At 37.6% G+C, this 24,447-nt stretch carries 24 protein-coding genes; 6 read left to right on the top strand and 18 right to left on the bottom strand.

Features of this window, described 5'->3' with window-relative positions:
• Positions 1-142: 142 nt before the first annotated feature.
• The 6 genes from ABC255_RS06565 to ABC255_RS06540 all read right to left on the bottom strand — a co-directional run bounded on the left by ABC255_RS06565 (position 143) and on the right by ABC255_RS06540 (position 6,127).
• Positions 143-2,413, bottom strand: a complete 2,271-nt coding sequence (locus ABC255_RS06565; protein WP_412998499.1) for a DNA translocase FtsK — start codon at positions 2,411-2,413, stop codon at positions 143-145.
• Positions 2,414-2,614: 201 nt separating this feature from the next.
• Positions 2,615-3,433 carry a DUF1444 domain-containing protein gene (locus ABC255_RS06560; protein WP_412992183.1) on the bottom strand — a complete coding sequence of 273 codons (819 nt, stop codon included), beginning with the start codon at positions 3,431-3,433 and terminating at the stop codon, positions 2,615-2,617.
• 79 nt (positions 3,434-3,512) lie between these two features.
• Positions 3,513-3,827, bottom strand: a complete 315-nt coding sequence (locus ABC255_RS06555; protein WP_412998498.1) for a thioredoxin family protein — start codon at positions 3,825-3,827, stop codon at positions 3,513-3,515.
• Between the two features lie 16 nt (positions 3,828-3,843).
• Positions 3,844-4,359: a hypothetical protein gene (locus tag ABC255_RS06550; RefSeq protein ID WP_412992181.1), complete on the bottom strand. Its 516-nt coding sequence runs from the start codon at positions 4,357-4,359 to the stop codon at positions 3,844-3,846.
• A 124-nt stretch (positions 4,360-4,483) separates the two neighbouring features.
• The gene (locus ABC255_RS06545) at positions 4,484-5,002 is read right to left on the bottom strand and encodes a DUF84 family protein (RefSeq protein WP_412992179.1); all 519 of its coding nucleotides are present in this window, start codon (positions 5,000-5,002) and stop codon (positions 4,484-4,486) included.
• A 51-nt stretch (positions 5,003-5,053) separates the two neighbouring features.
• Complete coding sequence (locus ABC255_RS06540; protein ID WP_412992177.1) at positions 5,054-6,127, bottom strand: M42 family metallopeptidase; 1,074 nt, start codon at positions 6,125-6,127, stop codon at positions 5,054-5,056.
• A 146-nt stretch (positions 6,128-6,273) separates the two neighbouring features.
• Here ABC255_RS06540 and ABC255_RS06535 point away from each other — a divergent pair, with 146 nt between their 5' ends.
• A complete protein-coding gene (locus ABC255_RS06535; RefSeq protein WP_335531549.1) occupies positions 6,274-6,600 on the top strand; it encodes a PepSY domain-containing protein in 327 nt (108 codons plus the stop codon).
• Positions 6,601-6,647: 47 nt separating this feature from the next.
• Here ABC255_RS06535 and ABC255_RS06530 read toward each other — a convergent pair whose 3' ends face one another.
• Entirely contained in the window at positions 6,648-7,487 is an 840-nt protein-coding gene (locus tag ABC255_RS06530) for a YtnP family quorum-quenching lactonase (protein ID WP_412992175.1), read from the bottom strand.
• 76 nt (positions 7,488-7,563) lie between these two features.
• Positions 7,564-8,205, bottom strand: coding sequence for a tRNA (guanosine(46)-N7)-methyltransferase TrmB (gene trmB, locus ABC255_RS06525; protein WP_412992173.1), 642 nt, complete (start codon positions 8,203-8,205; stop codon positions 7,564-7,566).
• A gap of 134 nt (positions 8,206-8,339) precedes the next feature.
• Between trmB and ABC255_RS06520 the strand changes: the two genes are divergently transcribed.
• Positions 8,340-8,618 carry a YtzH-like family protein gene (locus tag ABC255_RS06520; protein ID WP_335531543.1) on the top strand — a complete coding sequence of 93 codons (279 nt, stop codon included), beginning with the start codon at positions 8,340-8,342 and terminating at the stop codon, positions 8,616-8,618.
• Here the strand turns inward: ABC255_RS06520 and ABC255_RS06515 are convergent, their stop codons facing one another.
• From ABC255_RS06515 to dat, 5 genes are all read right to left on the bottom strand, one after another.
• The gene (locus ABC255_RS06515) at positions 8,619-9,392 is read right to left on the bottom strand and encodes a phosphotransferase (RefSeq protein ID WP_412992171.1); all 774 of its coding nucleotides are present in this window, start codon (positions 9,390-9,392) and stop codon (positions 8,619-8,621) included.
• A gap of 178 nt (positions 9,393-9,570) precedes the next feature.
• Positions 9,571-11,718 (bottom strand): type I pullulanase, encoded by a 2,148-nt coding sequence (gene pulA, locus ABC255_RS06510; protein ID WP_412992169.1) that lies wholly within the window; start codon positions 11,716-11,718, stop codon positions 9,571-9,573.
• Complete coding sequence (locus ABC255_RS06505; protein ID WP_412992167.1) at positions 11,705-12,688, bottom strand: diacylglycerol/lipid kinase family protein; 984 nt, start codon at positions 12,686-12,688, stop codon at positions 11,705-11,707. The genes pulA and ABC255_RS06505 overlap by 14 nt, the downstream gene beginning before the upstream one ends.
• 30 nt (positions 12,689-12,718) lie before the next feature.
• Positions 12,719-13,285 (bottom strand): RNA 2',3'-cyclic phosphodiesterase, encoded by a 567-nt coding sequence (thpR, locus tag ABC255_RS06500; protein ID WP_412992166.1) that lies wholly within the window; start codon positions 13,283-13,285, stop codon positions 12,719-12,721.
• A gap of 306 nt (positions 13,286-13,591) precedes the next feature.
• Positions 13,592-14,458, bottom strand: a complete 867-nt coding sequence (gene dat, locus ABC255_RS06495; RefSeq protein ID WP_412992164.1) for a D-amino-acid transaminase — start codon at positions 14,456-14,458, stop codon at positions 13,592-13,594.
• 424 nt (positions 14,459-14,882) lie between these two features.
• Between dat and ABC255_RS06490 the strand changes: the two genes are divergently transcribed.
• Together ABC255_RS06490 and ABC255_RS06485 are read left to right on the top strand one after the other, a co-directional pair.
• Positions 14,883-15,104: a DeoR family transcriptional regulator gene (locus ABC255_RS06490; protein WP_063252171.1), complete on the top strand. Its 222-nt coding sequence runs from the start codon at positions 14,883-14,885 to the stop codon at positions 15,102-15,104.
• A gap of 175 nt (positions 15,105-15,279) precedes the next feature.
• A complete protein-coding gene (locus ABC255_RS06485; protein WP_412992162.1) occupies positions 15,280-16,614 on the top strand; it encodes an amino acid permease in 1,335 nt (444 codons plus the stop codon).
• Positions 16,615-16,751: 137 nt separating this feature from the next.
• Here ABC255_RS06485 and speD read toward each other — a convergent pair whose 3' ends face one another.
• Positions 16,752-17,561, bottom strand: a complete 810-nt coding sequence (speD, locus tag ABC255_RS06480; protein ID WP_412992160.1) for an adenosylmethionine decarboxylase — start codon at positions 17,559-17,561, stop codon at positions 16,752-16,754.
• A 198-nt stretch (positions 17,562-17,759) separates the two neighbouring features.
• On the opposite strand from speD, the gene ABC255_RS06475 reads away from it, so the two are divergent.
• Entirely contained in the window at positions 17,760-18,206 is a 447-nt protein-coding gene (locus ABC255_RS06475) for a Dps family protein (protein WP_412992158.1), read from the top strand.
• A 43-nt stretch (positions 18,207-18,249) separates the two neighbouring features.
• Here the strand turns inward: ABC255_RS06475 and ABC255_RS06470 are convergent, their stop codons facing one another.
• Together ABC255_RS06470 and ABC255_RS06465 are read right to left on the bottom strand one after the other, a co-directional pair.
• Positions 18,250-18,969 carry a 16S rRNA pseudouridine(516) synthase gene (locus tag ABC255_RS06470; RefSeq protein WP_412992156.1) on the bottom strand — a complete coding sequence of 240 codons (720 nt, stop codon included), beginning with the start codon at positions 18,967-18,969 and terminating at the stop codon, positions 18,250-18,252.
• A 28-nt stretch (positions 18,970-18,997) separates the two neighbouring features.
• The gene (locus ABC255_RS06465; protein WP_412992155.1) at positions 18,998-20,620 is read right to left on the bottom strand and encodes a putative polysaccharide biosynthesis protein; all 1,623 of its coding nucleotides are present in this window, start codon (positions 20,618-20,620) and stop codon (positions 18,998-19,000) included.
• A gap of 197 nt (positions 20,621-20,817) precedes the next feature.
• On the opposite strand from ABC255_RS06465, the gene ABC255_RS06460 reads away from it, so the two are divergent.
• Entirely contained in the window at positions 20,818-22,098 is a 1,281-nt protein-coding gene (locus ABC255_RS06460; RefSeq protein WP_412998497.1) for a BaiN/RdsA family NAD(P)/FAD-dependent oxidoreductase, read from the top strand.
• A 17-nt stretch (positions 22,099-22,115) separates the two neighbouring features.
• Here ABC255_RS06460 and ABC255_RS06455 read toward each other — a convergent pair whose 3' ends face one another.
• Together ABC255_RS06455 and ABC255_RS06450 are read right to left on the bottom strand one after the other, a co-directional pair.
• Positions 22,116-23,222, bottom strand: coding sequence for a GerAB/ArcD/ProY family transporter (locus tag ABC255_RS06455; RefSeq protein WP_412992153.1), 1,107 nt, complete (start codon positions 23,220-23,222; stop codon positions 22,116-22,118).
• The gene (locus ABC255_RS06450; RefSeq protein WP_412992151.1) at positions 23,223-24,434 is read right to left on the bottom strand and encodes a Ger(x)C family spore germination protein; all 1,212 of its coding nucleotides are present in this window, start codon (positions 24,432-24,434) and stop codon (positions 23,223-23,225) included.
• Positions 24,435-24,447 lie beyond the last annotated feature (13 nt).

Below are 24,447 nucleotides of genomic sequence, written 5' to 3'. Positions count from 1 at the left end.
ACAGTATATGACATCTATATAGAATTGCTAATTAAGATAAAGAACATAGCATTACGAATCACATTTAAGTATTATATCATTGTTCATCAATAAAAACTATTTGATACCACAACTCGTTATATTATTTGTTGATTTTTTTAAATTAATTAATTGTACCAGCATCTTGCATGGACTCCAAGTCTGCTAATGTAATTAAGACTTCTCTCGGCTTACTTCCGTTAGCACTGGTAATAAAACCATTAGATTCCAGCATATCCATTAATCTTGCTGCACGGTTATAGCCGATTTTAAATCTTCTTTGTAAACTTGAGGTTGAAGCCAACCCTTGTTCGATAATAAATTCACATGCTTCATAAAAGAGTTCATCTTCTTCTTCAGTTACCTGTGCCTTTTTTAACAGTTCTTCTTGTTCAAACAAGTAATCAGGCTCACGCTGTTCTCTCACGTGCCCGACCACAAGATCAATCTCTTCATCTGAAACAAAGGTTCCTTGCAGACGCACAGGCTTTGACGAACCATTCTCTAAGAATAGCATATCCCCGCGACCGAGTAATTTTTCAGCTCCACTTATATCAATAATGGTACGAGAATCCACCTGTGAAGATACGGAAAAGGCGATTCGTGTTGGAATGTTTGCTTTTATTAATCCAGTAATAACATCAACAGACGGTCTTTGCGTAGCAACAATTAAGTGAATTCCACATGCTCTTGCTTTTTGAGCAATCCTGCAAATCGCCTCTTCTACATCTGCAGGCGACATCATCATTAAATCTGCTAACTCATCAATAATAATCACAATAAACGGCAGTTTATCCGAGTATTGTTTATGCTTGATGGCAAGCTCATTAAACCGGTTTATGTCGCGAACTCCTGAATGCGCAAATAACTCATAGCGCCTCTCCATTTCCTCTACTGCCCATTTCAAGGAAGCTGTGGCCGCCTTTACATCCGTAATGACTGGGCTAACTAAATGTGGTATTCGATTATAGGGAGCAAGCTCTACCATTTTCGGGTCAATTAACAAGAGCTTTAAATCTTCCGGACTTGCTTTAAATAATAAACTTACTAGGATCGTATTAATACACACACTCTTACCAGAACCTGTCGCACCAGCTATTAACCCGTGAGGCATTTTCTTTAAATCTGTAACAATTGGTTTTCCGGAAATATCGAGACCTAGTACCGCTGTTAATGGCGAAGCTGATTCACGAAATACTGGACTCTGAATAATTTCATTGATGAACACAGGACGTGATTTTTGGTTTGGTACTTCAATACCTATCGTATGTTTACCAGGAATCGGTGCTTCAATTCGGATATCTCTTGCCGCAAGACTAAGTTTAATATCATCACTTAAATTTGTAATTTTGTTTACCTTTACCCCTGGCTCGGGTTGGACTTCAAAACGAGTAACAGCTGGTCCTTGTGTTACATTTACAACACTCGCACCAACATTGAAATTCTGCAAGGTTTGATTTAATAGTTCTTCTTGGTACAGTAACCATTCCGTGTCGTCTTCTACAATAACAGGCGGGTTTAACAAGTTCATCTGAGGAAACTCATATGAACTTGAATCTGATTCCACTATGGATTCCTCTTTTACAATATTGCTTGCAGGTACGGTTTCAACTTTGATCTCAGGTTGAATCGATACCGGTTTATTAGCGAAAACTTCAACACCTGAGGGTTCTACTTGAGTTTCCTCTTTTGATTCCAGATTGTCTTGCCCCATCTTTACTTTAGTTGTTTCTTCCTTACCCATCTCTTTTTGCTCAGGCAAAGTTCTTCTGTTTTTTCTTTCTTCCCATTTTAACTTATCCTGTTTTAACATCATCACATTGAATGGAAGAGGGGACCTTTTTCGGGTGTGTACCTCCCTAGAATCCTGCGCTAGATCCAAGCTGTTCGTAGCTGCTTGCTCTTCAACCTTTGGCTGATCTATAGGAAGCTCTTCCATTACCTCAATTTCAGATATCGCAACAGCTGTCTCAGAGGCAGCTATTTCCACTTCGTGCATGGGCTCTTTCTCTGTGTCCATAATTGAAACCAGTAGTTTATCAGAACCATCATCTAGAAAATGGCTTAACTCATGCTCGACAATGTTTTCTGAAGGTTTAGCAGGCCTCGTAAAGCCGTAAACAGGTGAAGGAACTTCTGTCAACTGGAACGGTTTTTTCTTAATTGGAGGTGTACTGTTGTTAATTACCTCCCTGGACTTTGTATCTGTGCTTCTAATGTCAGAACTTCTTCTTATTTCTGGACTATGCACTTCAGAATGCAGCTCTACTCTCTTTTGACGATTCGTTTTTTCTGATTTTACAGTGTGATCCTCTGGCTGCACATACATATGTCTCTTACCTTTAGGATACTGATAGGAAATTTTTGTATCAAGATGATACCTGCCTTCAATCATTTTATGAGGCAGTGACCTTTCCAGTTGCTTGGTATGTATGTCATATTCAGCATATTCATCCTGATTGTCCTTTATAAACTTTTGAAAAAAGTTTTGGATCCAGCTCAAAACTATCACTCTTTCCACTATTTCTATCACTCTATTTTAACAGGTATTATTAATTTTTCGACAAAAAATCTAAGAATAAGCAAAAAAGACCACTTACCGTGATCCTTTTCGGTCTTCATTTCGTGTCTTTCCTAAGATAAAAATTGGTTCTAATTCTCCATCCTCGTACAAAAATGACAACGCCGTTATCGGTACACGCCCATTAGCAAAGAAGCTCATGGCCATTTGTGCTAAAACATCATACCCTGTATTATTTTGAACATCGGCAATGATTAAGACATCCTGATGTGGTACAGCAAGGACCATTGTCCCTGTGATTTTTTTCTGCATATCATTTAAGAAGCCTTTATTCAATATCCTGCTTGCGTCATAACCATCGTTTGAATTAAGAAAATAAAAGCTATTACCTGCAACTTGATCTTCCTTCAATGATGTCTTTAGGGACCTGACATTAAATAAGGCGATTTCTTTTATGCGGCTTGCCTGCCATCCCTCTTTTCCCATGATTCGCGAATCAATTAATCGGTAAGTTGTCCCCATGTCATAGGCATAATAGATTCTTGTTTCGGCTGTGTGCTCCTCCGTTAAAAAAGCAACACCTTCTTCTGATTCGATAGGAAATGACGTCGAGCGAATCACCGGAAAAATCTTTTTCTCATGGTCTGTTAACTGGACTGTGTCCGACATCGCCCTTAGTCCCTCTTCCACATAATAAACCACTTCATCAATGGCCTTTTCCTTCTCAGAATGCCACTTTGCAACAATACCGCCTAGAGTGATAGTGATTCCTTTTCCAAGGGTTTTATTTTCGATACGTAATTGATCCTTCTCTCGATCATACGTAATTAACCGATCGTCCGCGCTTAAGCGTGACTCCAATTCTCTTTTCATTTTAATGCTATCCATCTTCATCTTTTATCCCTCCAACCTACCCACCAATTGTACATTAAAAAATCCTCCATCTCAAAAAAGATGGAGGATTATGACTGTATTATTTTAGACCGTTAATAAAAGCTTCTATTTCCTCTTGTGTTTTCCTGTCCTTACTTACAAAGCGACCAAGTTCTTTCCCTTTTTCAAATGCAATAAAACTTGGTATGCCGTATACGTCTAACTGTTGGCATAACTCAATAAATTGATCCCTATCAATATGAAAGAAAGTAAATTCACTAAACTTTTCTTCTATTTCTGGAAGTATAGGTTCGATAACGCGACAATCTGGACACCAGTTCGCTGAGAACATAAATATTGTTTTTCCTCCATCACGGAGTTGTTCAAATTGCTCCATAGAAACTAAATTTTTCAAAAGTATCGCTCCTTTTTTATTTTTCAACATTTACAACTGATTTTACCATTTGTGTCATCACCGCAGCTTCATTTTTCATACTGCTGGTTTTTATCAATGTTGTAATCTTAGTTCCACCAATTCCAATCGTCATTTCATTCATATCGTCGTCTAGTTTCCTAATAATTAGGTAGCCAAACTGGTCACTTTTCTTAAATTGTTCATTAATATCTAAGTTCTTATTTTGTGCAACCGTTGATTTATAAACTACATTGCTCACTTTATTTTCTTGCGGATTATTAAAAAGAATATATTGTTTAGACCCATTTTTTAAAATTATATTATTAGCTGATTCATCTTCAATTTCATATCCAAATGGCAAATAAAAGTTAATATCTCCACTTTTTTTGTTTGGTTTTTTTGCCTTTTCATTAAGCGCTTCTTTCACTGCACCGATGGTTTCTTTACTTTCGGCTTTAAAATTTGATTTGCCACAGGCACTAAGTATAAGCATAGATAAGATTACGATCAAAATGGCATTAAAGAATTTCATCTTTCTTCGCCTCCTAATACGACTATTGTCCTATCTATATCATACCTCCCATAATATTCATAAGACAAGTCTTTTGTCGATATTTGTTGTCGAAAAAGAAAGAATTTCTTAACAGCCGCTAATTTTACTTCCTAGCATCTTTTTTATAGTGATATTGACCGACTAGGAGGTTCATTATATGTGAAAACATCTCTGAACGGTTGATTAATCCATTGGTAAAAATACCAACTGCTCCTTCATTTTTTCGAACATTTTCTTTTTTAGCAAAGTTGTCCATGATTGGTCCAAGTTCTTCTCCAGCTCTTAATCGGTCTGCAATCTCAGTAGGAAGTAAAAACCTAGCGCCTCCAGCAATAATTGGTTCCGAATTTTTCGAGGCTAAGGCTCCCCAATTACACAGTAGTAAACCATGAGAAGTCTCTTGGACACCGCCTTCTAGCCCTATTCCAATATCTCCGTTTCCGTGTTCCAAAGCACCAACAGCACGGTTGATGGCTCCCTTAATGGTCTCTTCGTCTGAGAATGGTTGTTCGCTGACACCTGAGGGGATATCTAATGAAAGGAACTCCGTTTGTTGATAATGAAAGGCATTTTTTACTGCGGCCACTTTGGCGGGATTATTTGATCCAATTATTATCTTCATTTATTTCCTCTCCTTCTCCACCAGAAAAAGAAGGCATATAATGCCTTCTCATTAGCTGTTAGCTTTGATTGTGTCTACTGTTGTTTGGTCACAAGCCTTAACTAGTTTTACGATTAGTTCTTTAGCCGCTGCGTAGTCATCAATATGGATGATGGAGGCATGTGTATGAATATAGCGGGAACAAATACCGATCACCCCGCTTGGTACACCTTCCTTGGATTGATGAACACGCCCAGCGTCAGTACCACCCTGTGAAACAAAATACTGATAGGGAATTTTATTCGTTTCTGCGGTATCAAGAATAAACTCTCTCATTCCGCGATGCGTCACCATGGATCTATCAAGAATTCGGAGTAGCGCTCCCTTTCCTAATTGACCAAATTCAGATTTACTTCCTGACATATCATTAGCCGGGCTCGCATCTAAGGCAAAAAAGATATCCGGATTAATCATATTAGCAGCTGTTTGTGCTCCGCGCAGACCTACTTCCTCTTGGACAGTAGCACCAGAATAAAGAACATTTGGTAATGTTTCATCTTTTACTTCCTGGAGCAATTCAATTGCAAGACCACACCCATAACGATTATCCCAAGCCTTTGCCAATATTTTCTTTTCATTCGCCATTGGTGTAAATGGACAAATAGGCAGGATTGTCTGGCCTGGCCTAATTCCGATCGCTTCCGCATCCTCACGGTCATCGGCACCAATATCAATTAGCATATTTTTCATTTCCATAGGTTTATTCTTCTTTGCTTCATCCAAAAGATGAGGAGGAATCGAGCCTACCACACCAATAACTGGTCCATTGTTCGTCATTACCTGCACACGCTGCGCTAATAAGACCTGACTCCACCAGCCTCCAAGAGGTTGAAACCTTAGCATCCCATTATCGGTAATCGCCGTTACCATAAAGCCAACTTCGTCCATATGACCAGCAACCATAATTCTTGGTCCATTTTGGTTACCTTTTTTGACTCCGAAAATACTCCCTAATTTGTCCTGGATTATTTCATCTGAATACTGAGATAATTGCTCTTTCATGAAATTTCTAACTAAATGCTCATTTCCAGGTGCTCCTGGGAGCTCTGTTAAAGTTTTAAATAAATTTAATGTCTGCTCATTCAAAGTATTTTCCCCCTTAATTGTTTTTAATTAATATGTATATTTTTATATTACTGAAATTTATGTTCCCTTAACAAGGATTTATTATGTTCTTGCTAAAAAATGAGATATACTGGAAACAACAGAAATTTGAATTTTGGAGGTGCCTTATGAACTGGAAATCATTTATCCTTGGCGCAGCAGTGGGAGTAATTAGCGGTTATGCAGTTAAGGAAATCATTTCACAAAAAACATATGTTTCACCTGAAAAAGTTTTGGAAAACGTAAAAAAACAATTTAACCAAAACGGACCGATCAGCGGCTCTTGGATACATATGGTTACAGAGCCTTTTGAAAAGCACCAAATCAACTATCAAGTTTATAAGGGCGGAATTTCTAAAAGTCAAAATGGAGTAAATGAACAATTCGAATTCATTGCTGACGCATCGACCGGAACCCTTTTAGACGTAAAGTCCACCACAGAGCCTGCCCTATAAAAGACAGAAGCCGTATCCATAGAGGTACGGCTTTTTATATCGTCACCTTATTTAACTCTCTTTATACTGTTTAGAATTTGACCATCCGTTCCCCATTTTACAGCACGGTAAAAGGCATCATGGTAAAAAGTATACCAGATATCTTTATCATGACAAAAGGAACCCCATTTCTCTTTTGCAGCAATTGAGTCCATTGGATAATCGTCATAAGCCATGACCCATAAGGGATTTTTATGAGCATGCGTAGGCATTAAGTCTGCCATATGGATAGCCATCTCGCCTTCATCCTCAATAAGAAGGATAGAATGTCCATTGCTGTGACCGCCAGTATGGAACATGCTGATAGCCCCTAAACTCCACTTTTCATCAAAAGGGATTACTTGCGATTGGATTGGCTCCCAATTTTCTTTCCAGTATGTGCTCTTTGAGCGGATATTTGGATTCCGCATTTCATCCCACTCTATAGTTGAGGTAATAACCTTGGCTCTAGGAAAAGTTGATTTATATATTCCATCTTCCAACTTTGTCAATCCGCCCACGTGATCATTGTGCATATGAGTCATTAATACATAATCAATATCCTCTGGAGTTAACCCTAACTGCTGTAAGGATCCCTCTACGTCGGATTCTGCTGTTACACCAAAATTCCGAAGTTGTTTTTCCGATAATTTTCCCTTTCCAAGTCCAGCTTCTACTAAAATATTCTTGCACTCCATTTGAATTAAGATTGGATCTGTAGGAAGTTCAATCAGGTTTTTGTCATTAGGTGGATACCTTTTCGACCATAGTGCCTTAGGAACAACACCAAACATCGCTCCGCCATCTAGGTTTGTAACACCACCTGATAACCACGTTAGCTTTACTTTGCCAATTTTTAAAGTCTCCATATCCTGCCCCCTTTGCTTATATTCATATTTTACCATATACAAAAAGGACAGTCTTTTGAATAGACTGTCCGATGGATTAGTTTTGATATTTTACTTCACAACGGTAAATTCGATTTCCCGCCTCAGAGAACTTTTGTTCATATTCTGTCATGATATTTCCTTCATATTCACTTTTATGAAGGTCTAGGCTTAAAAAGGTTAATAATAATCCATATTCAGAAAAACTCTTCAATGAGTATTCAAACAAGCCTTGATTATCTGTTTTAAAATGGATTTCACCTTGATCAGCCAATATATTCTCGTAAAGCTTCAAGAAGTCCTTATAGGTTAACCTTCTTTTTTCATGGCGGGTCTTTGGCCATGGGTCTGAAAAATTTAGATACACTCTGTCTACATCATTTTTTGCAAAATATTTATCTAATTCGCTGGCATTGACATTGAGCAATCTTAAATTTGGTAAATCTGCTTCAATTAATCGATCCAAAGCAGCAACAATAACGGAATCGTAAAGTTCTATTCCTATATAATTAATATCAGGATGTGCCTTTGCCATTTCTGTCACAAAGCGACCTTTACCAGTCCCTACTTCAATATGAAGAAGCTGTTCGTTATTAAAAACCTCTTGCCATTTTCCTTTATAATTTTCGGGATTCCCGACAATATATTGTGGATGGTTCTCAATCATTTCTTTTGCCCAAGGTTTATGCCTAAGTCTCATTATGCCACTCCTATAAAAGATATTATTTTTATTATTGGTAATAATGGGGGTTCCCATTAATGTATAAACAAAAAAAAGAATCCACAACCTAACTGTGAATTCTTTTTTATTTTCACTTGAAAGGGTGTACCAACATGCCATTAAGTCATCAGGACCAAGTTTCATTACTAAAAGATATATTAAATAATCATCAAACCGATTGCTGTGGGTCTGTTTCAGAATGTGAACAATTGGAACGATTAGTGAAATCTCTAATGGTGAACTCACAGATTGATCAAAATGTTAAAAGCATTTTGCAGGAGGTATATAATTACAGTCAGTATGGCGCCCAAACTGCTGACCTAGATGAGCATATTCTTTCTAATCAAGGTAACTTATCTCAATGGGTGTCTAATATAGACAGTTATTCCTGATTACAAAAGCTCATCTAAAAAAGCAATCCATTTATCCATTTCCTGAATACCGTCTTTGTTTTTGTAAAATTGAATTGAAGAAAGTGTCTGAAGTGCCACATACCATTTCATTCTAAGTTTTAAGTTATCTGTTAACGGTTTTCCATACATGTTTAACCAGCTGTTCCAATTATCTTCCGGAATGTACCAATAAAGCAGCATACCAAGATCAATCGCTGGGTCTGCAATCATCGCACCATCCCAGTCAATTAAATACAACTGGTTGTCCTCCGTTAGCAGCCAGTTGTTATGGTTAACGTCACCATGACAAACGACTTTCTCATTACTGATGACATTTGCTACTTCGTTTAAGAGGAAATTCAACGTTTTTTTCACAACAGGTAAAGATAACACTTCTTCATCCAAATCAACGACAACAGATTGAAAAATTGCATCTGGCTGTAACGGCTGCTTTTCAAGCCTGCTTAACATCCCCACCATTGGTTCAGAGCGGTGAATCTTACTTAACATCCTAGCAACACGTTCATGATTCATGTCATGGTGCTTTAACTCCCGTCCAGGCAGCCATTGCTGTGCTGTAATCACATCTCCGTTTTCCAATCGCTTTGTCCAAACAAGCTTTGGGACGATTCCTTCTGCAGATAAAACTGCTAGAAAAGGAGAGGAATTGCGTTTTAGAAAAAGCCTTTGGTCTTCGTAGCTAGCATAAAAGGCTTCTCCCGTTGCGCCCCCCGCAGGGACAATCTCCCATTCTTGTCCTAATATATGTTCCAAAATTGTTCACCTTCAATTTATGCCGTTCTCAAATGGGTCAGTCAGTAACACCATTTAGTAGTTTAATTATGAAAAAAATTTTAGAAAATAAAAAAAGCTATTGGACAATAACACACAATAGCCATCTTACTAAATTTTATCTCCAATTAGCTTTAGTCGTCAAGTAAATCTGAACAAACTATTTTTTTGCTAAAATGGTTAAGCATACTGGTTCTAGTACTATTTCTTTTTCTTGAACCTTCTTATTGGAATAAATTCCCGCTATTTTATCATTAGCGATTACTGTCCAGCTGCCATCTGGAATTTGGATTAATTGCGTCGTCCTTAGAGGGTTGATAAGTAAAAGCACCTGACTGACATCGTTACTATGATTCTGCAGGGAAATTCCAATCAGGGGCGCCGGCAGTGGTAAAATATGAGTATTAGCTCGTATTTCATCAGCGCTTTTCATTCGGAAACAAGGTAACTCTTTTCGGATTTGAATCAATCCTTTAATATACTTAACATTTTCCTTATAAAGGTGCTTTCGATCCCAATCGAGCTGGTTAATATGATCTGGTGATTTATAACTATTCCCATCGCCTCGTTTTGTTCGGAAGAATTCCTGACCACTGTGCAGAAAAGGAATTCCCTGAGATATTAGTACAAGACCTGTTGCCAGCCGGTGATATTTCATATGAAGAGCATGATCTGAATCTGGAAGACAAGAAACAAGTTTATCCCACATGGTATGATTATCATGGCATTCGACGTAATTCACTGATTGAAAAGGTTCAGTTAAGAGACCGCCAGTTTCTTGATTTATACCAATGCTGCCAGTAATGACATCGATTGCGCCTCCATAATAATGCTCATTACCCAGTACGTATCCTTTATCATATAAATAAAAAGTATTTCCCTTTACCGTATCACGAAATTTATCATTAAATTGACCGATGTCAGGAAGCTTGGATTGATTGCGAATGATTGCTTTTTTATCAATGGGAAGCGGGGTATTGAGGTTCCAGCCTTCGCCAATAATCAGGGTTCCCTCTTGAATACTATCACAAGTCTTCCTAACTTCTTTCATGGTTTCAACATCCAAAATTCCCATTAAGTCAAAACGAAAACCATCAATATGGTATTCCTCCATCCAAAAACGGATGGAATCAACGATAAATTTTCTTACCATTTTCCTCTCAGAGGCAATATCATTTCCAACTCCTGTTCCATTCGAAGGAAAACCAAGCTCATTATGGCGAAAGTAATAACCCGGAACTACTTTCTCAAAAGAAGAAGTTTCCCGAATGTAGACATGATTATAAACTACATCCATAATGACTCTTATTCCTTGCACATGAATCGCATCAATTAATTGCTTCAATTCAATGATTCTTGCATAAGGACCGGATGGATTTGTGGAATATGACCCTTCCGGAACATTAAAGTGTATCGGGTTATATCCCCAGTTATAATCTTTATGTGGTTCTGCTTCATCTACTCCTGCGAAATCATTGAATGGCAGAAATTCAATATGAGTAATTCCTAAATCTTTTATATAGGAGAGCCCAGTCGGCTCACTGTCTTTTCCTTTTGTATCTAGCTCACTTGCTCCTAAATAAAGTCCTTTATGTTTCACACCGCTATTTGGATGGATGGTGAAATCCCTGATATGCGTTTCATAAATAATCGCATCCACTGGACTTTCAAAGGGAGGTAATATGTGCTTTTCCCTCCGCGTTTTCTCTAGCTTTACAATAACCCCAAGTTCCCCATTCGCTGTGACACTAACAGCATAAGGATCTACTGATTCTCTCCACTCCTGGTTTACAAGGATTAGGAAGGTATATTTATAAAGTTCTAAATCAACGTTCACGGAAATTGACCAAACACCTTTATCTTCACGTTTCATCTTGACAATTTCGGAAAAAGAACTGTTTGGATTTCGTAATTTTAATTTTACTTGTGTCGCTGTGGGTGCCCAAAGTTTAAAGTGCGTTTGAGTAGCACTGATTTTTACACCAAGGTCGTTTCCATCATAGAAAAAGCGTTCATCAAAAGCAGGTGTTCGAATCACTGCACCTATTTGAAGATCTGTTCTTCCACCATGCTCATCCATAATCCAGTGGAGATGACCAAAAGAAATTTCCTCAGCCAGCCGACAAATATATTTATTATGATTTTCAATTTGCTGCTTCTTGATAATTTGCAAAGGTCTAACATGCTGTGATTCATCAGTGATCGAGAAAGTGGAAGACAAACCTTGATGATAGGAAAGTGGAAGAAGAATCGTAATGATATCCATCTCATCTAAATAAGCTTGGAAAATACGTTCATTGGAGTTCATTCGAGTCCCTCTCTTTCAGAACAGTTTCTCGCATACTTCCCACCCTCGTTAATACTTTTAGTGTTTTTGTTTGAACATGGATATTTAAGGGAGTGTATCCTATATCCTCGCCATCAGCATGGACATATAAGGAAGATGAGGATTGAATGGAAACCATTCGTCCCCTAAAGGTTTTTACCTCTTTAAATTGAACGTGCTTACCCCAAAATACGCTAATAAAAACCAATAATAGCTTCAACTTTGATAAACTATGGACTACAGTAATATCTAAGAGACCATCATCTGGGACTGCATCAGGTGCAATCATCATTCCTCCCCCGTAAAAGGGTTGATTGGAAACAGTTACAAACCATGTTTGTTCAAGTATATGCCTACTTCCGTCAATTGATAAATCAATTGTTGTGCATTTATAAGAAAATAGTTTTTTTAGTAAAAAATACACGTATACCAACCGGCCTAAAGATAGTTTATTTAGCCAAGCTTTGACTTTAGAATGGTTTACCTCATAGGAAATTAATGCATCGAACCCCGCACCCATATTATTAATAAAATAGGCTTCCGATTCATCCTTCATCGTGACCTTACCAATATCAATGATAGCTGCTTCCTTTTTTATCAGCCGAAGAATAACCGATAATGCTTCTTCTGGATCTGCGGGGATTTGAAAGCCCCTAGAAAAGTCATTTCCAGAGCCTCCGGGCACGAAACCAAGAGTAATATTGTTATATTCTACAATTCCATTCACGACTTCGCTTATTGTTCCGTCCCCGCCAACGGCAATAATGACTTTTTGCTCATGATTGCTTGCAGCAATTTGTGAAGCTAGTTTGATTGCATGACCATGGTATTCTGTAAAGAAAGCCAAGTAAGGGATTTTATCTTCGATTAGTTTTGTTTCAACTTTTTTCCAAACATTTAAACAGTAGCCATTTCTCGCCTTTGGATTGATAATAAAATAGATTTGTTTCATACAACCAACCTTTTACGTTAAATTTATCCCTTATTCCAATTTGTATATGGTTTTTTCCTCGTATTTCGGTGTCTTATCAAGATGTGTTTGGTATAAAACTACCTCATTCACGTTAAATAAAAGCGGTTCTGGCTGAAGCTCAGCCCATACATTAAGGAGATTTTGCTGAAAAGGTTTGTCCCCTATCCATTTACGTGCAAGGGTGATGTGGGGTTTAAAGGGTCTTGTTTCAAGTTGAAAACCAGCATCTAAGCATGCCGTAAATACTTTTTTCCTAACCACCTGTAATTCATTACTTTCCTTTGTATCTGCCCAAAAAATACGCGGAGAATCTAGTTTTCCAAAGATTCCAAGCTTGTTTATTTCCAACATAAATCCTTCTGACCCGCTTAATGTTGCTTGAACATTCTCCATTGCGCTAGTAAGTTTTTCGGTAGGGGCATTTCCTAGAAAAGCTAATGTAATATGCAAATCTTCATGGTGAACCCAGCGGCTGAACGGGAGAATTTCTTTTAACTTTTCAGTATTCTTTTGCATGATCAGCTTTGTTTCTAATGGCATTTTTATCGCAAAGAAAAAATGTGTTTGCTTGTTCATAATTATCATTCCTTTTCTTATTTTAGACTATTTTTTCCAACCTGTATGTATTTTAATGATTATTACAAAGGCTGTGTTAAATTTGGCTGTTGATTTGCGCTCCGAGCGCTATGCTTTCCGCGGGCTCGCCCGTGAGCCTCCTTACAGCTTCGCACCTGCGGGGTCTCACTCAGCTCGTTCATCCCGCAGGAGTCAAGCGCCCTCCGCTCCAATCAACAGGTTCTAAAATCAACAGTCTCCGTTAACACAGCCATTACAAAAAGAAACGTGCACCAGATTTTTTATCTGCTGCACGCTCTTATGCTATTAGACGTTATCAACAAGTACTCCACATTGTTTTTCGATTTCTAATTTGAATAAATCCTGCAATTTCCCTGTGAGAGGTCCAGGAATTCCGGTTTTAATTTTCTTACCGTCAATTTCAATTACTGGCATTACTTCGGCTGTTGTACTTGATAAAAATACCTCTTCTGCGTCCTCGAGTTCAGCTAGTGAAAATGTCCGTTCCTGGACAGGTATATTATTTTCAGCACAGAGATTTAAAATAACATCTCGTGTGATTCCTTTTAATATTAAGTGGTTCGACTCATGGGTTATGACTGCCCCATTTTTGACGATAAATATATTAGAGGAACTGCCTTCTGTTACATCCTGCCCGCGGTGCTGAATAGCTTCAAAACAGCCTAGCTCGCTGGCTTTTTGTTTAGCTAATAGATTACCAAGTAAATTCAAACTTTTTATATCACAGCGAAGCCAGCGAATATCTTCTGTTAAGATTGCTTTTACTCCTGATTTCAGACTGTCCAGCGGTCTAACTCCCTTTATTGTATATGCTACAAGTGTTGGCACTACATTCCCAGTTGGAAATAGATGATTTCGAGGTGCAGTTCCCCTCGTTATCTGCATATAGATATTTCCTGTTTCAAGATTGTTTTTAATAAGGAGTTCCTCTAACATTTCTGTTAACTGCAGCTTCGTAAATGGTATAGAAATCCCTATACTTTCAGCACTTTTAAAGAATCTATTTAGATGTTGGGCTGCCGTAAACATTTTTCCATTATAGATACGAATTACTTCGTACACACCATCACCAAACTGATAACCACGATCCTCTACATCCACCTTGGCTTTTGAACGCTCAATAATGGAGGCATTTAATAAAGCGAATTCCATGCATTTATTCCCCTTTTTAATTTCATGTTATCATTTGTTATTTATATCCATGCAGATATTTTATCAATATTCACCAAAAAAACGAAATAATTTCTCAATATGAAAGTCAATTAATTTACTAAAAATTCAATTAATTTGTCATAATCTTAACATTTACACCCATAGACTATAGTAAGAATCAAGTAAGGGAGGAGAAAAACCGAACAATTATTATTACGAAGTTATGTTTTTTATGTAAATATTTCGCTAATGGTGGAAATTTTCAGAAATTGTGGGTACAATAAATGTAAGTCATCGGGGTATCCACTGCAACTATCTATTAATAAAAGGAGTTGTCTGCGGGAAGAAAATTACATACTAATCAAAGAGGCTGTCGGTAGAGGGATTAAGCCATAGGTTTGAAAAAAGGATAGGGAGTGGTTTTTTGAAACCTTCGACTAACCGGATGTTAAACCGCATCAAATGCATCTACATGTTTATACGTAATAAAGGCACAGTCACGACGCAAGAACTTGTAGAGGAATTTGGTATCACTCCTCGCACCATACAACGAGATTTAAATGTTTTAGCCTATAATGACTTGGTAATAAGCCCAAGCCGCGGTAAATGGACGACAACACAAAAAAAAGTAAAAATGTCTTCGTAATATATGAATCAACAATAAAAGCAAGCAAGCACGCGATTGTCTCGCGTGCTTGCTTGCTTTTATTCATAAAATAAGGTTGAATATCTATTATACTATGATATATTAGTATAATGCTTTAATGCTTAAAAGCGTTTAAGTAAGATAGTGATAACTATATAAATAAAGGTAGGACAACATGGAAAATAATAAGCATGAACTGAAAAAAGGATTACTGCCAAGGCATGTTCAGTTTATTGCCTTAGCTGGCATGATTGGTACAGGAATTTTTAAAGGTAGTTCCGATACGTTAAATATAGCGGGACCTAGTGTTATCTTTACATATCTTATTGGCGGGCTATTATTATTTATCGTCATGGCTGCTTTAGGTGAGATGGCAATTGCTTTCCCCAATCACAATGTACAGCTGCTTCTTTATCGAGCATTTGGTTTTAAGCTGTCGTTTATTACAGGCTGGTTATATTGGATTAACTGGACCATTGTGATCACCGTTGAATTATTAGCTGCAGGAAGTTTTCTGCAATTTTGGTATCCTTCTACGCCGTTATGGCTTCTTAGTTTGTTATGTGCAGCCGTAATTATTGCAATCAATTTATTCCCTGTAAAATATTATGGAGAGCTAGAGTTTTGGTTTGCAGGAATAAAAATAATCGCATTAGTGGCTTTTATTTTTTTAGGCGCGCTCATCATTTTCGGAGTTTTTCCAAGTGATATTGGTGATCCTCTTGCAAACTATACTGCACATGGCGGATTCTTCCCACATGGTGTCAGTGGTATGCTAAGTGCTTTTTTGGTGGTTATGTTTTCGTATGGCGGTGCTGAGTTAATTGGGGTTGCTGTAACTGAAACGAAGGATGCGCAGCGTGTTATGCCAAGTATCATTAAGGGTGCAGTATGGCGTGTTATTATTTTTTACATTTTCCCAATCTTAATTATTTGTGGGATTATGCCTTGGAATCAGGTTTCAAGTCAAGACAGTCCTTTCGTTCAAGTTTTTACTATTACAGGACTGCCTGGTGCAGCACATGTAATGAATTTCATTCTATTAACTGCCGTTCTTTCAGCAGCAAATTCAGGAATATATGCAACATCAAGAACGCTCTTTTCAATGGCTAAAAGTGGAGTGGCACCTAACGGATTAATGAAAACCTCTAGAAATGGAATTCCTGTTATTGGGCTCATGATTACCACTCTTTTTCTACTAGTTGGTGTATTCCTAGCTTATATCAGTCCTAGTAATATCATTAGTTACCTTATGACCATCCCTGGCTTTACTATTATGATGGTATGGATTGGAATTTGTTCCGCCCATTTAAAGCTAAGACCGCAGTATAAGGTTAAGCCATCTTTTCAGGTTAAATGGTTTCCATTAACGACGATTATTGCTATCGTGGCATTAAGTTTAATATTTATTGGGTTTGTTTTTAGTCCAAGCAATTTAATCGGCTCTTCCGTCTCCCTCATAATAGTGGGAATGCTGGTAGTTCTATCCTTTATAGTAAAAAAGAAGTGATACCCATTCATTTGGATATCACTTTTTTTATATTCATAAACCATCCTCGCAAAAAAGCAGCCTTACTTTTTAGTAAAGCTGCGCACTTTCTTTTTGGCTACCATACGACATATATAAGCAATTAGTAAAATGGTCATTTATTGCACAATGTTCTTGCCATAAAAAATTTCATCCATCTCAACCTTTATTCTCTCGGTAATTTCGATTAACTCTTCTGGTTGTAATGTTTCTTTTTTATAGCCAAACAAATAATTATTTAAATCAAATTCCCGAAGTTTACACTTTGTATGGAAAATATTTTCTTGATACACATTTACATCAATCATGTCGAAAAGGTCGCCAACATCTTCAGGAATGTAATTCTGAATCGAGCTGATTTCATGATCAATAAATAATTTATATCCCTCCTTATCTCTAGTAAAACCACGGACACGATAATCTATTGTCATGACGTCTGTCTCGAATGAACGAATGAGATAATGCAGCGCTTTGAGGGGTGATATTTCCCCGCAGGTTGATACGTCGATATCTGCCCTGAAGGTACTGATTCCTTCATCTGGATGATATTCAGGGTATGTATGAACCGTGATATGGCTCTTATCTAACTGCATTACCACCGATTCTGGCAGCGGTCCAGGTGACTCCTCAAAATGCTCTGACGGAGCATTCTCGACCGGTCCTTCTGATACAAGAAGCGTTACACTCGCACCAGCTGGTTCAAAATCCTGGCTCGCTACATTTAATACATGTGCTCCAATAATATCAGATACGTGCTTTAGGATTTTCTGTAATCTTTCTGCACTATATTGTTCATCAATATACTTTAAATATGCCTCACGCTCTTCTCTCGATCTTGTATAACAAATATCGTACATATTAAAGCTTAATGATTTGGTCAAGTTATTAAAGCCATGTAATTCAATGGTCTCTTTGGGTGTAAGTTTCATGCAGCTTCCCCCTTTTTTGATTGTCAAACGCGGGACAGTGTAGTAAATATTTTTAGATTACCCATTTTCATAAATTGTTACTTAATTTTTAAGAAGGGATTGTTCAAGTTTCTTATTTATAATAATTATAATTTAATATTTACTTTTAATTGATATGTGTTATAATTTTTTCAGATAAGAAATAAGGAGGAATGTAAAATGAAACAAACATTGACACTAGAACAAGTGATGAATCAACAACTCGCAAACTGGAATGTATTATACACAAAGCTACATCGTTTCCACTGGTATGTAAAAGGACCACACTTTTTCACTTTACATGCTAAATTCGAAGAATTATATGAAGAGGCAGCAGGAACCATCGATGAATTAGCTGAACGGTTGTTAATTGCAGGTGGAAAGCCGATTTCAACATTAAAAGAATACATCCAATATGCCTCAATTGAAGAAACTTCTGAGAACCTGACGGCAGAAGAAATGGTCCAAAATGTTGTTAGTGATTTCTCCCAGCTTATCTCTGAATTAAAGGTAGGTAAAGAGGTTGCCGGACACGAGAATGATGAAGTAACAAGTGACATGTTTACAGAATTAATTGAAAAACTAAGCAAACATAATTGGATGTTAACATCCTTTCTTCAAGCTTAAAAAGGACAAGGCATGTGCCTTGTCCTCTTTCCTTGTGTTCACTTTATTTCACCTGGTAATCCCTCAGTAAACCTACCTCGTCATCCGTTAGTTCTCTGTACTCTCCTAATTCAAGTGTTTCATCTAGTGGTAATGGTCCCATAGAAATTCGCTTCAAATATACTACTTTTTTTCCAACAGCTTCGAACATTCTTTTTACTTGATGAAATTTTCCCTCGGTAATCGTCAGTTCGATATCCGATCGAATACCAGACTTTAAAATTTTGAGCTCACCTGGTTTTGTTTCGTACCCATCATCAAGGGTAACTCCCTCTGCAAATGCCTTTATGTCTTCAAGTGTTACTTCCTGGTCAATCACCGCAAAATAGGTTTTCGGAACATGTTTTTTGGGAGATAACAGCCTGTGTGCTAATTGGCCATCATTTGTTATCAGTAATAAGCCTTCTGTATCCTTATCCAATCGTCCAACTGGAAACGGCTCATACACTTGGTCCTCTAGTTCCAATAAATCGATAACTGTTTCCTGAGAACTGTCCTCTGTTGCTGACAGTACTCCTTGGGGCTTGTTCATCATTAAATAGATAAATTCTTTATATTCAATTACTTCACCATTTAAGGTAACACTTTGTTTATTTGTATCTACATGCTGTTTTGGATCTTTCACAACCACATCGTCAACCTTAACAGCTCCGCTTTTTAAAAGCTGCTTTACTTCTTTTCGACTGCCAAAACCTAAATTGGCAAGCATTTTATCGATTCTCAAAGCGTAATCCTCCTTCATTTTTTAGGAGTTAAATGGACAATCTTAATTTCCTCTTTATTTGGTCAACTCTGTCACCAAATAGTCTGTTTACAAGTCCGGACTTTAATCCCAGGTAAAAATAAATAACAGCTCCTACACCTGCAGAAGCAATGATTATTACAAGTGATTGAAACTTTGATTCTGGAGTTAGAACTAACAATAGCAGCTGATAAACGATTTCAGTCCCAGCCCACATAATTCCAGCAAAAATAACAATTAACAAACTCCTTCTCCAAACAAACAAGAATGGATACTTTGCATAATTTTTTATAACAAGTAATTGAATCAATATCGCTCCGATATATCCCAGGGCCGTTGCGTATACCGCGCCTGTTGTTTCAAACATAGTAATTAGCGAAATATTTAGCGACAATTTAATAAGTAATCCTACTAACAAACTTAAAACTGTCCATCGTTGTTCATTGATTCCCTGTAGAATGGAACTCGTTACTAAAAATAAAGAAAATAGAATTCCAACTGGGGCATAAGCTCTTAGTACTTCGAATCCGAGCTCCTTGTGCTCATAAAATACTGTGTAGATAGGCTCAGCTAAAAGAGAAAGCCCGATTGCAGCTGGAAGTGTTAAGAACAATAAAACTTGAAAGGTTTGATTTAACTGCTGTTTTAACCCTTTCCGATCATTTTCTACAAACGCCTTCGTTATACTAGGTACAAGAGCCAATGAGAACCCTGTCGCAAGAGAAACAGGGATGATTACGATTTTATGTGACTCAAAATTCAGGATGGAAAATGCTGCTTCGGCCGCCTTATAACTGTGACCAATTCCTTCCATTGCTCTTGTAAATGTAACTTGATCGATTGCTTGAAATAATGGGTTAGCAATTCCAACAAATACAAAGGGAGCTGCATATATAATGATTTCTTTATAAATTTCCTTTAACGATACCTGTTCATTTCCTCTATCTTGTTCAAGAAGCTGGTCTAAATATGGTTTTCGTTTATACCAATACCAAAATAAAACAACAAGACTCCCAATTGCCCCAACAAACGCTGCAAAGGTCGCCACACTAACTGCTGTTACAATACTTCCATTTAAAAAGTTTAGTACTATATAGGCACCGGCAAGTGTAAAGGCAATCCGGACAATCTGTTCCACCACTTGGGAAACTGCAGATGGTCCCATCGATTGATGTCCTTGAAAGAATCCTCTAATTAAACTCATAAACGGGATAACAATCAGAGCAAAGCTTACAGCGCGGATAACCGTTATGATATCCTTTGATCTTGAACCGACATCCTCTTTTTTGGTAATTATCATTTCGGCAATAAGAGGTGCTGACAAATATAAAATTAAAAATGCAGCTATACCGGTCAATAGCATTATGACTAGTCCAGATTTAAACAATTTACGACCAATCGAATATTCTTCGAGTGCATTATACTTTGAAATAAATTTTGAAACAGCAAGCGGTACCCCAGCTGTGGCAATACTAATAAAGATGGTGTAGGGTATGTAAGAATATTGGTACAAAGCTGTTCCTTCTGAACCTACAATTTGATAAAAGGGGATAACATAAAGTAAGCCAAGAACCTTAGATATAATAGTACCTAATGTTAATATAAACGTTCCTCTTATAAGCTTAGATGACATAAAATTAGAATCCCTTCCCAGTGAAGAAAAAGTTTGTGCGCGTATGAGCAAACTTTTGGTAAACACATTTCTGCACACTATTAGTAGTTTACATCTCTTTTTGCTTCGATGCCACTAACAGCCGTGCTAAATTTCGTAAAATGTGTTTATAATGGAAGAATGTGCAAGAAATGAATTTACATAAAGTTGGTGGATGTATGCAATACGATGTTGTTGTAATCGGCGGGGGACCCTCAGGCTTAATGGCTGCAATTGCGGCTGGAGAAAAGGGGTTAAATGTCCTATTAATTGATAAAGGAGACAAGCTTGGAAGGAAGCTGGCCATTTCCGGCGGTGGCCGCTGTAATGTCACCAATCGTCTCCCTGTTGAGGAAATTATTAAACATTTACCTGGTAACGGGAAATTTTTATACAGTGCTTTTTCAATTTTTAGTAACGAGGATATTATTAAGTTCTTTGAAAAATTAGGTATTGCGTTAAAGGAAGAGGACCATGGCAGGATGTTCCCGGTTTCGAATAAAGCACAATCGGTGGTCGATGCCCTTTTGACCCAATTAGAAAAGCTTAAGGTGAAGATTTACACAAATAGCCCAGTTGCAGATATTATTTATAAAGAAGGTCATGTTTCTTCTGTCAAATTAAAGAACGGTACCGCAATCGAAGCAAAATCCGTTGTCATAGCAGTCGGCGGTAAATCAGTTCCTCATACCGGCTCTACTGGAGACGGCTATGCCTGGGCTGAAAAAGCCGGACATACGATTACAGAGCTGTTCCCTACTGAGGTGCCTGTCACCTCAAATGAACCATTTATTAAAAATAAATCTCTCCAGGGTTTGTCATTACGGGATATTGAGTTAAGTGTACTGAATCCAAAAGGAAAAGCGATTATTACTCACAGGATGGATATGATTTTTACCCATTTTGGGCTTAGTGGTCCAGCAGTCCTCCGCTGTAGTCAATTTGTGGTGAAAGCGATGAAAAAATGGAAGTTAAACGAGGCTACCATGAGTCTAGATGTAATACCAGATAAAAAAGAAGAAGAGTTTTTTCAAGAAATTGTGAAACTCGTAAAAAGTGAGCCAAAGAAAAGCATTAAAAACACATTAAAAGGGTTAGTCCCTGAACGATATCTTTTGTTTCTGCTGGAGCAGAATGAAATCGACCCTTTAGAACAGGGGGCGACGATTTCAAATGAAAAATTTCGAACCTTTGTGAAAAGCTGTAAACAATTTTCAATTAAAGTAAATGGTACCTTACCGTTGGAGAAAGCATTCGTTACCGGCGGCGGCGTATCCGTCAAAGAAATCGAACCTCAGACAATGGCTTCAAAAGTGATGGGAGGCCTCTACTTTTGCGGTGAGATTCTTGATGTCCATGGCTATACCGGCGGCTATAACATTACTTCAGCCTTAGTAACAGGCAGACTTGCGGGGACAAACGCGGCCTTGTCTGCAAAAAAAGGATATATAAAACCCTAGTCCAGATGACTAGGGTTTTATATTTGAGCAGTCGAACCTTTGAGTTTCTTTTTAAATAGGAGTCCTAATATAAAATACAGTAATGGTAACCCAACAGCAATCGACATCGCAATGGCAACCCAGTAAGTTTCAATATAATGGATGGCACGGTGATGGTCGAGAACTACCCAATATCCCCAAGAACTTAGTACAAGGGAGACGGGAATAATGATAGGCTTGTACTCTTTCAAACCAAGTACCTTTTGGACAGAGATGGTAGCACAAAAAAAGGTCATCATTACCTGTGTGAGAGCTGATAGTGAGAAGAAAGCAATCATAATCATTTCATAACGATGAATAAACAATCCAATTTCAGCACTCCTCGCCATTTGCATGCAAGATATAATATATTGCCCGGTAACTTCTGCAGTTAACACTCCCGCCTCTAGTATCGGCCATAGAACAATAAAAAGCCCGCCTAACAGAATTCCTGAGGTCCCTGAACGCATCCAGGTATTATTATCTTTTACTACTGGAAGAATTACCATAGCCATCATCGTTGCCATAGCCCAATCGGTATTATTATGTCTGCTTGCCCAAATATCTGACACAAGACCAAACCTGAATACAGGCATAAGCTCTCTAATGTCAAATTGATTTAAAGATCCCAAAATAATTAAGATATTTAACATTAATATTGAAAATACCCCAATTAATGCCATTCTCCCAATTACTTCAATCCCATGATATAAAGCGAAAACACCAATAATTAGGACTGCAGCAACAAAAAGTAAGGTAGGGGCTTCTGGTAAAAAATAATCCTTTAAATGATAGATTAGTGTAGTAAAGACAGCACCAGTAGCACCAACAAAAAACAAAAATACAATTAATCCTACTAACTTTGCAAACCACTTTCCTAGTAGCAATTCTCCATGTTCAAAAATGTTAAACTCCGGAGAGCGGCGCATGATAAATATCGTAAAAACCATCATTAAACACCCTTGGATGGAAGCGAAAAGAGTGGAAATCCACAAATCTGAGCCTACTTCACGGGCCATTGAACCCTGGGTTAGCCCGATTGCCTTCGCATATACCATATTAATAATTAAGGCCATAAACATTCCATTGGAAATTCTTACTTTCATTTACTTCAACACGCTTCCCGATTCTTTTGTAGGTTTTTTTAACAAAACAGTGTCTACAATTTCTGACTTGATATGTATATTAATAGCAACACTAGGGAAAGTATCCTCCCAATTCGGACCAATTGTTCTCCATTCAAATGGATAATGATTCATAAAAACCTTTCCTAGCTCAATAAAGTCAGATTTATACTCATTTTGCGATTTATCAAGCACTTTGTTTAATTCTTTTTTAATGGTTGTATTCATTTGTTTTTCCAGTTTTTCCACATTCTTTCTTTCCTCTAATGAAAATGGACAAGCTGCTTCAACCACACTTGCATCTGTTTTATAATAAATATCAAATACAGGTTTTTTATCTTTTAGAGATGGTTTTACATTGAACTTCTGATTTTTAAGTTCGACTGTCATTTTTTTATCTTTGTCGTCAGGACATTTTAAAATTAACACTCCTGTATCAAGCGGTTCAATAAAAGGGAGTATCCGCCTCACTTCAACTGGTTTTAAAATTCCTACTAATTTATCACCCTTGAAAACTCCTGCTCCAGCTAGTTCAATTTGATCAACTGAGCCTGCCTGACCAGGCTTTTTATTTGAAATACCTCGATTGATTAACAAAGCTCTAGCTAAGATAGGTTCCGAACTTTCACTGAGATAGGCTGCCTGTAAATCAATCATTTGGGTACGTGGAGCTTGTGTTGAGATGGGAGTGTATCTAAATAATTTATCAAATGCCTCCCCTGGTACCGTTTCTAATCCCGTCATAGTTGACACTACCGTACTAGCTTTTTCAGGAGTAACGACGACCCATGTCCTCATTCGTAGTTCTGGGTTCCGTGTAAAGAAGTCAATAATATCCTTTATTCCTTCTCTTGCTAAGTCTTCATTAATAACAATAATAAAGTTGTGCGCCCAAAATATTCTTCTTGAGGAAAACGTGGATAGGTTACGTATGGCATGAAAAATAGTTTCTCCTTCTGCAGATGCAGACCAGATAGGGTCACCGGTTTGTCCTGAAGGAGCTCCGGTTTGTCCTCGTGCGTCCGCAGGTCTAACAACTTGAATCGTCACCTTTTTCATCCCTTCTTTATTACCCTTATCTATCCCTACAGCCATTACCAGAGCTAAATCCCCCAATTCTCTTTTTCCTACATCACAAGCGCTTAACATCAAGACGGTGCAAATCGATAAAAATACAATAAATTTGGGAGACAATAGGATTCCTCCT

This window comes from Neobacillus canaveralius, from assembly GCF_047237705.1.
Classification (GTDB): Bacteria; Bacillota; Bacilli; order Bacillales; family Cytobacillaceae; genus Neobacillus; species Neobacillus niacini_K.
This window is presented reverse-complemented; position numbering and strand designations above follow the sequence as displayed.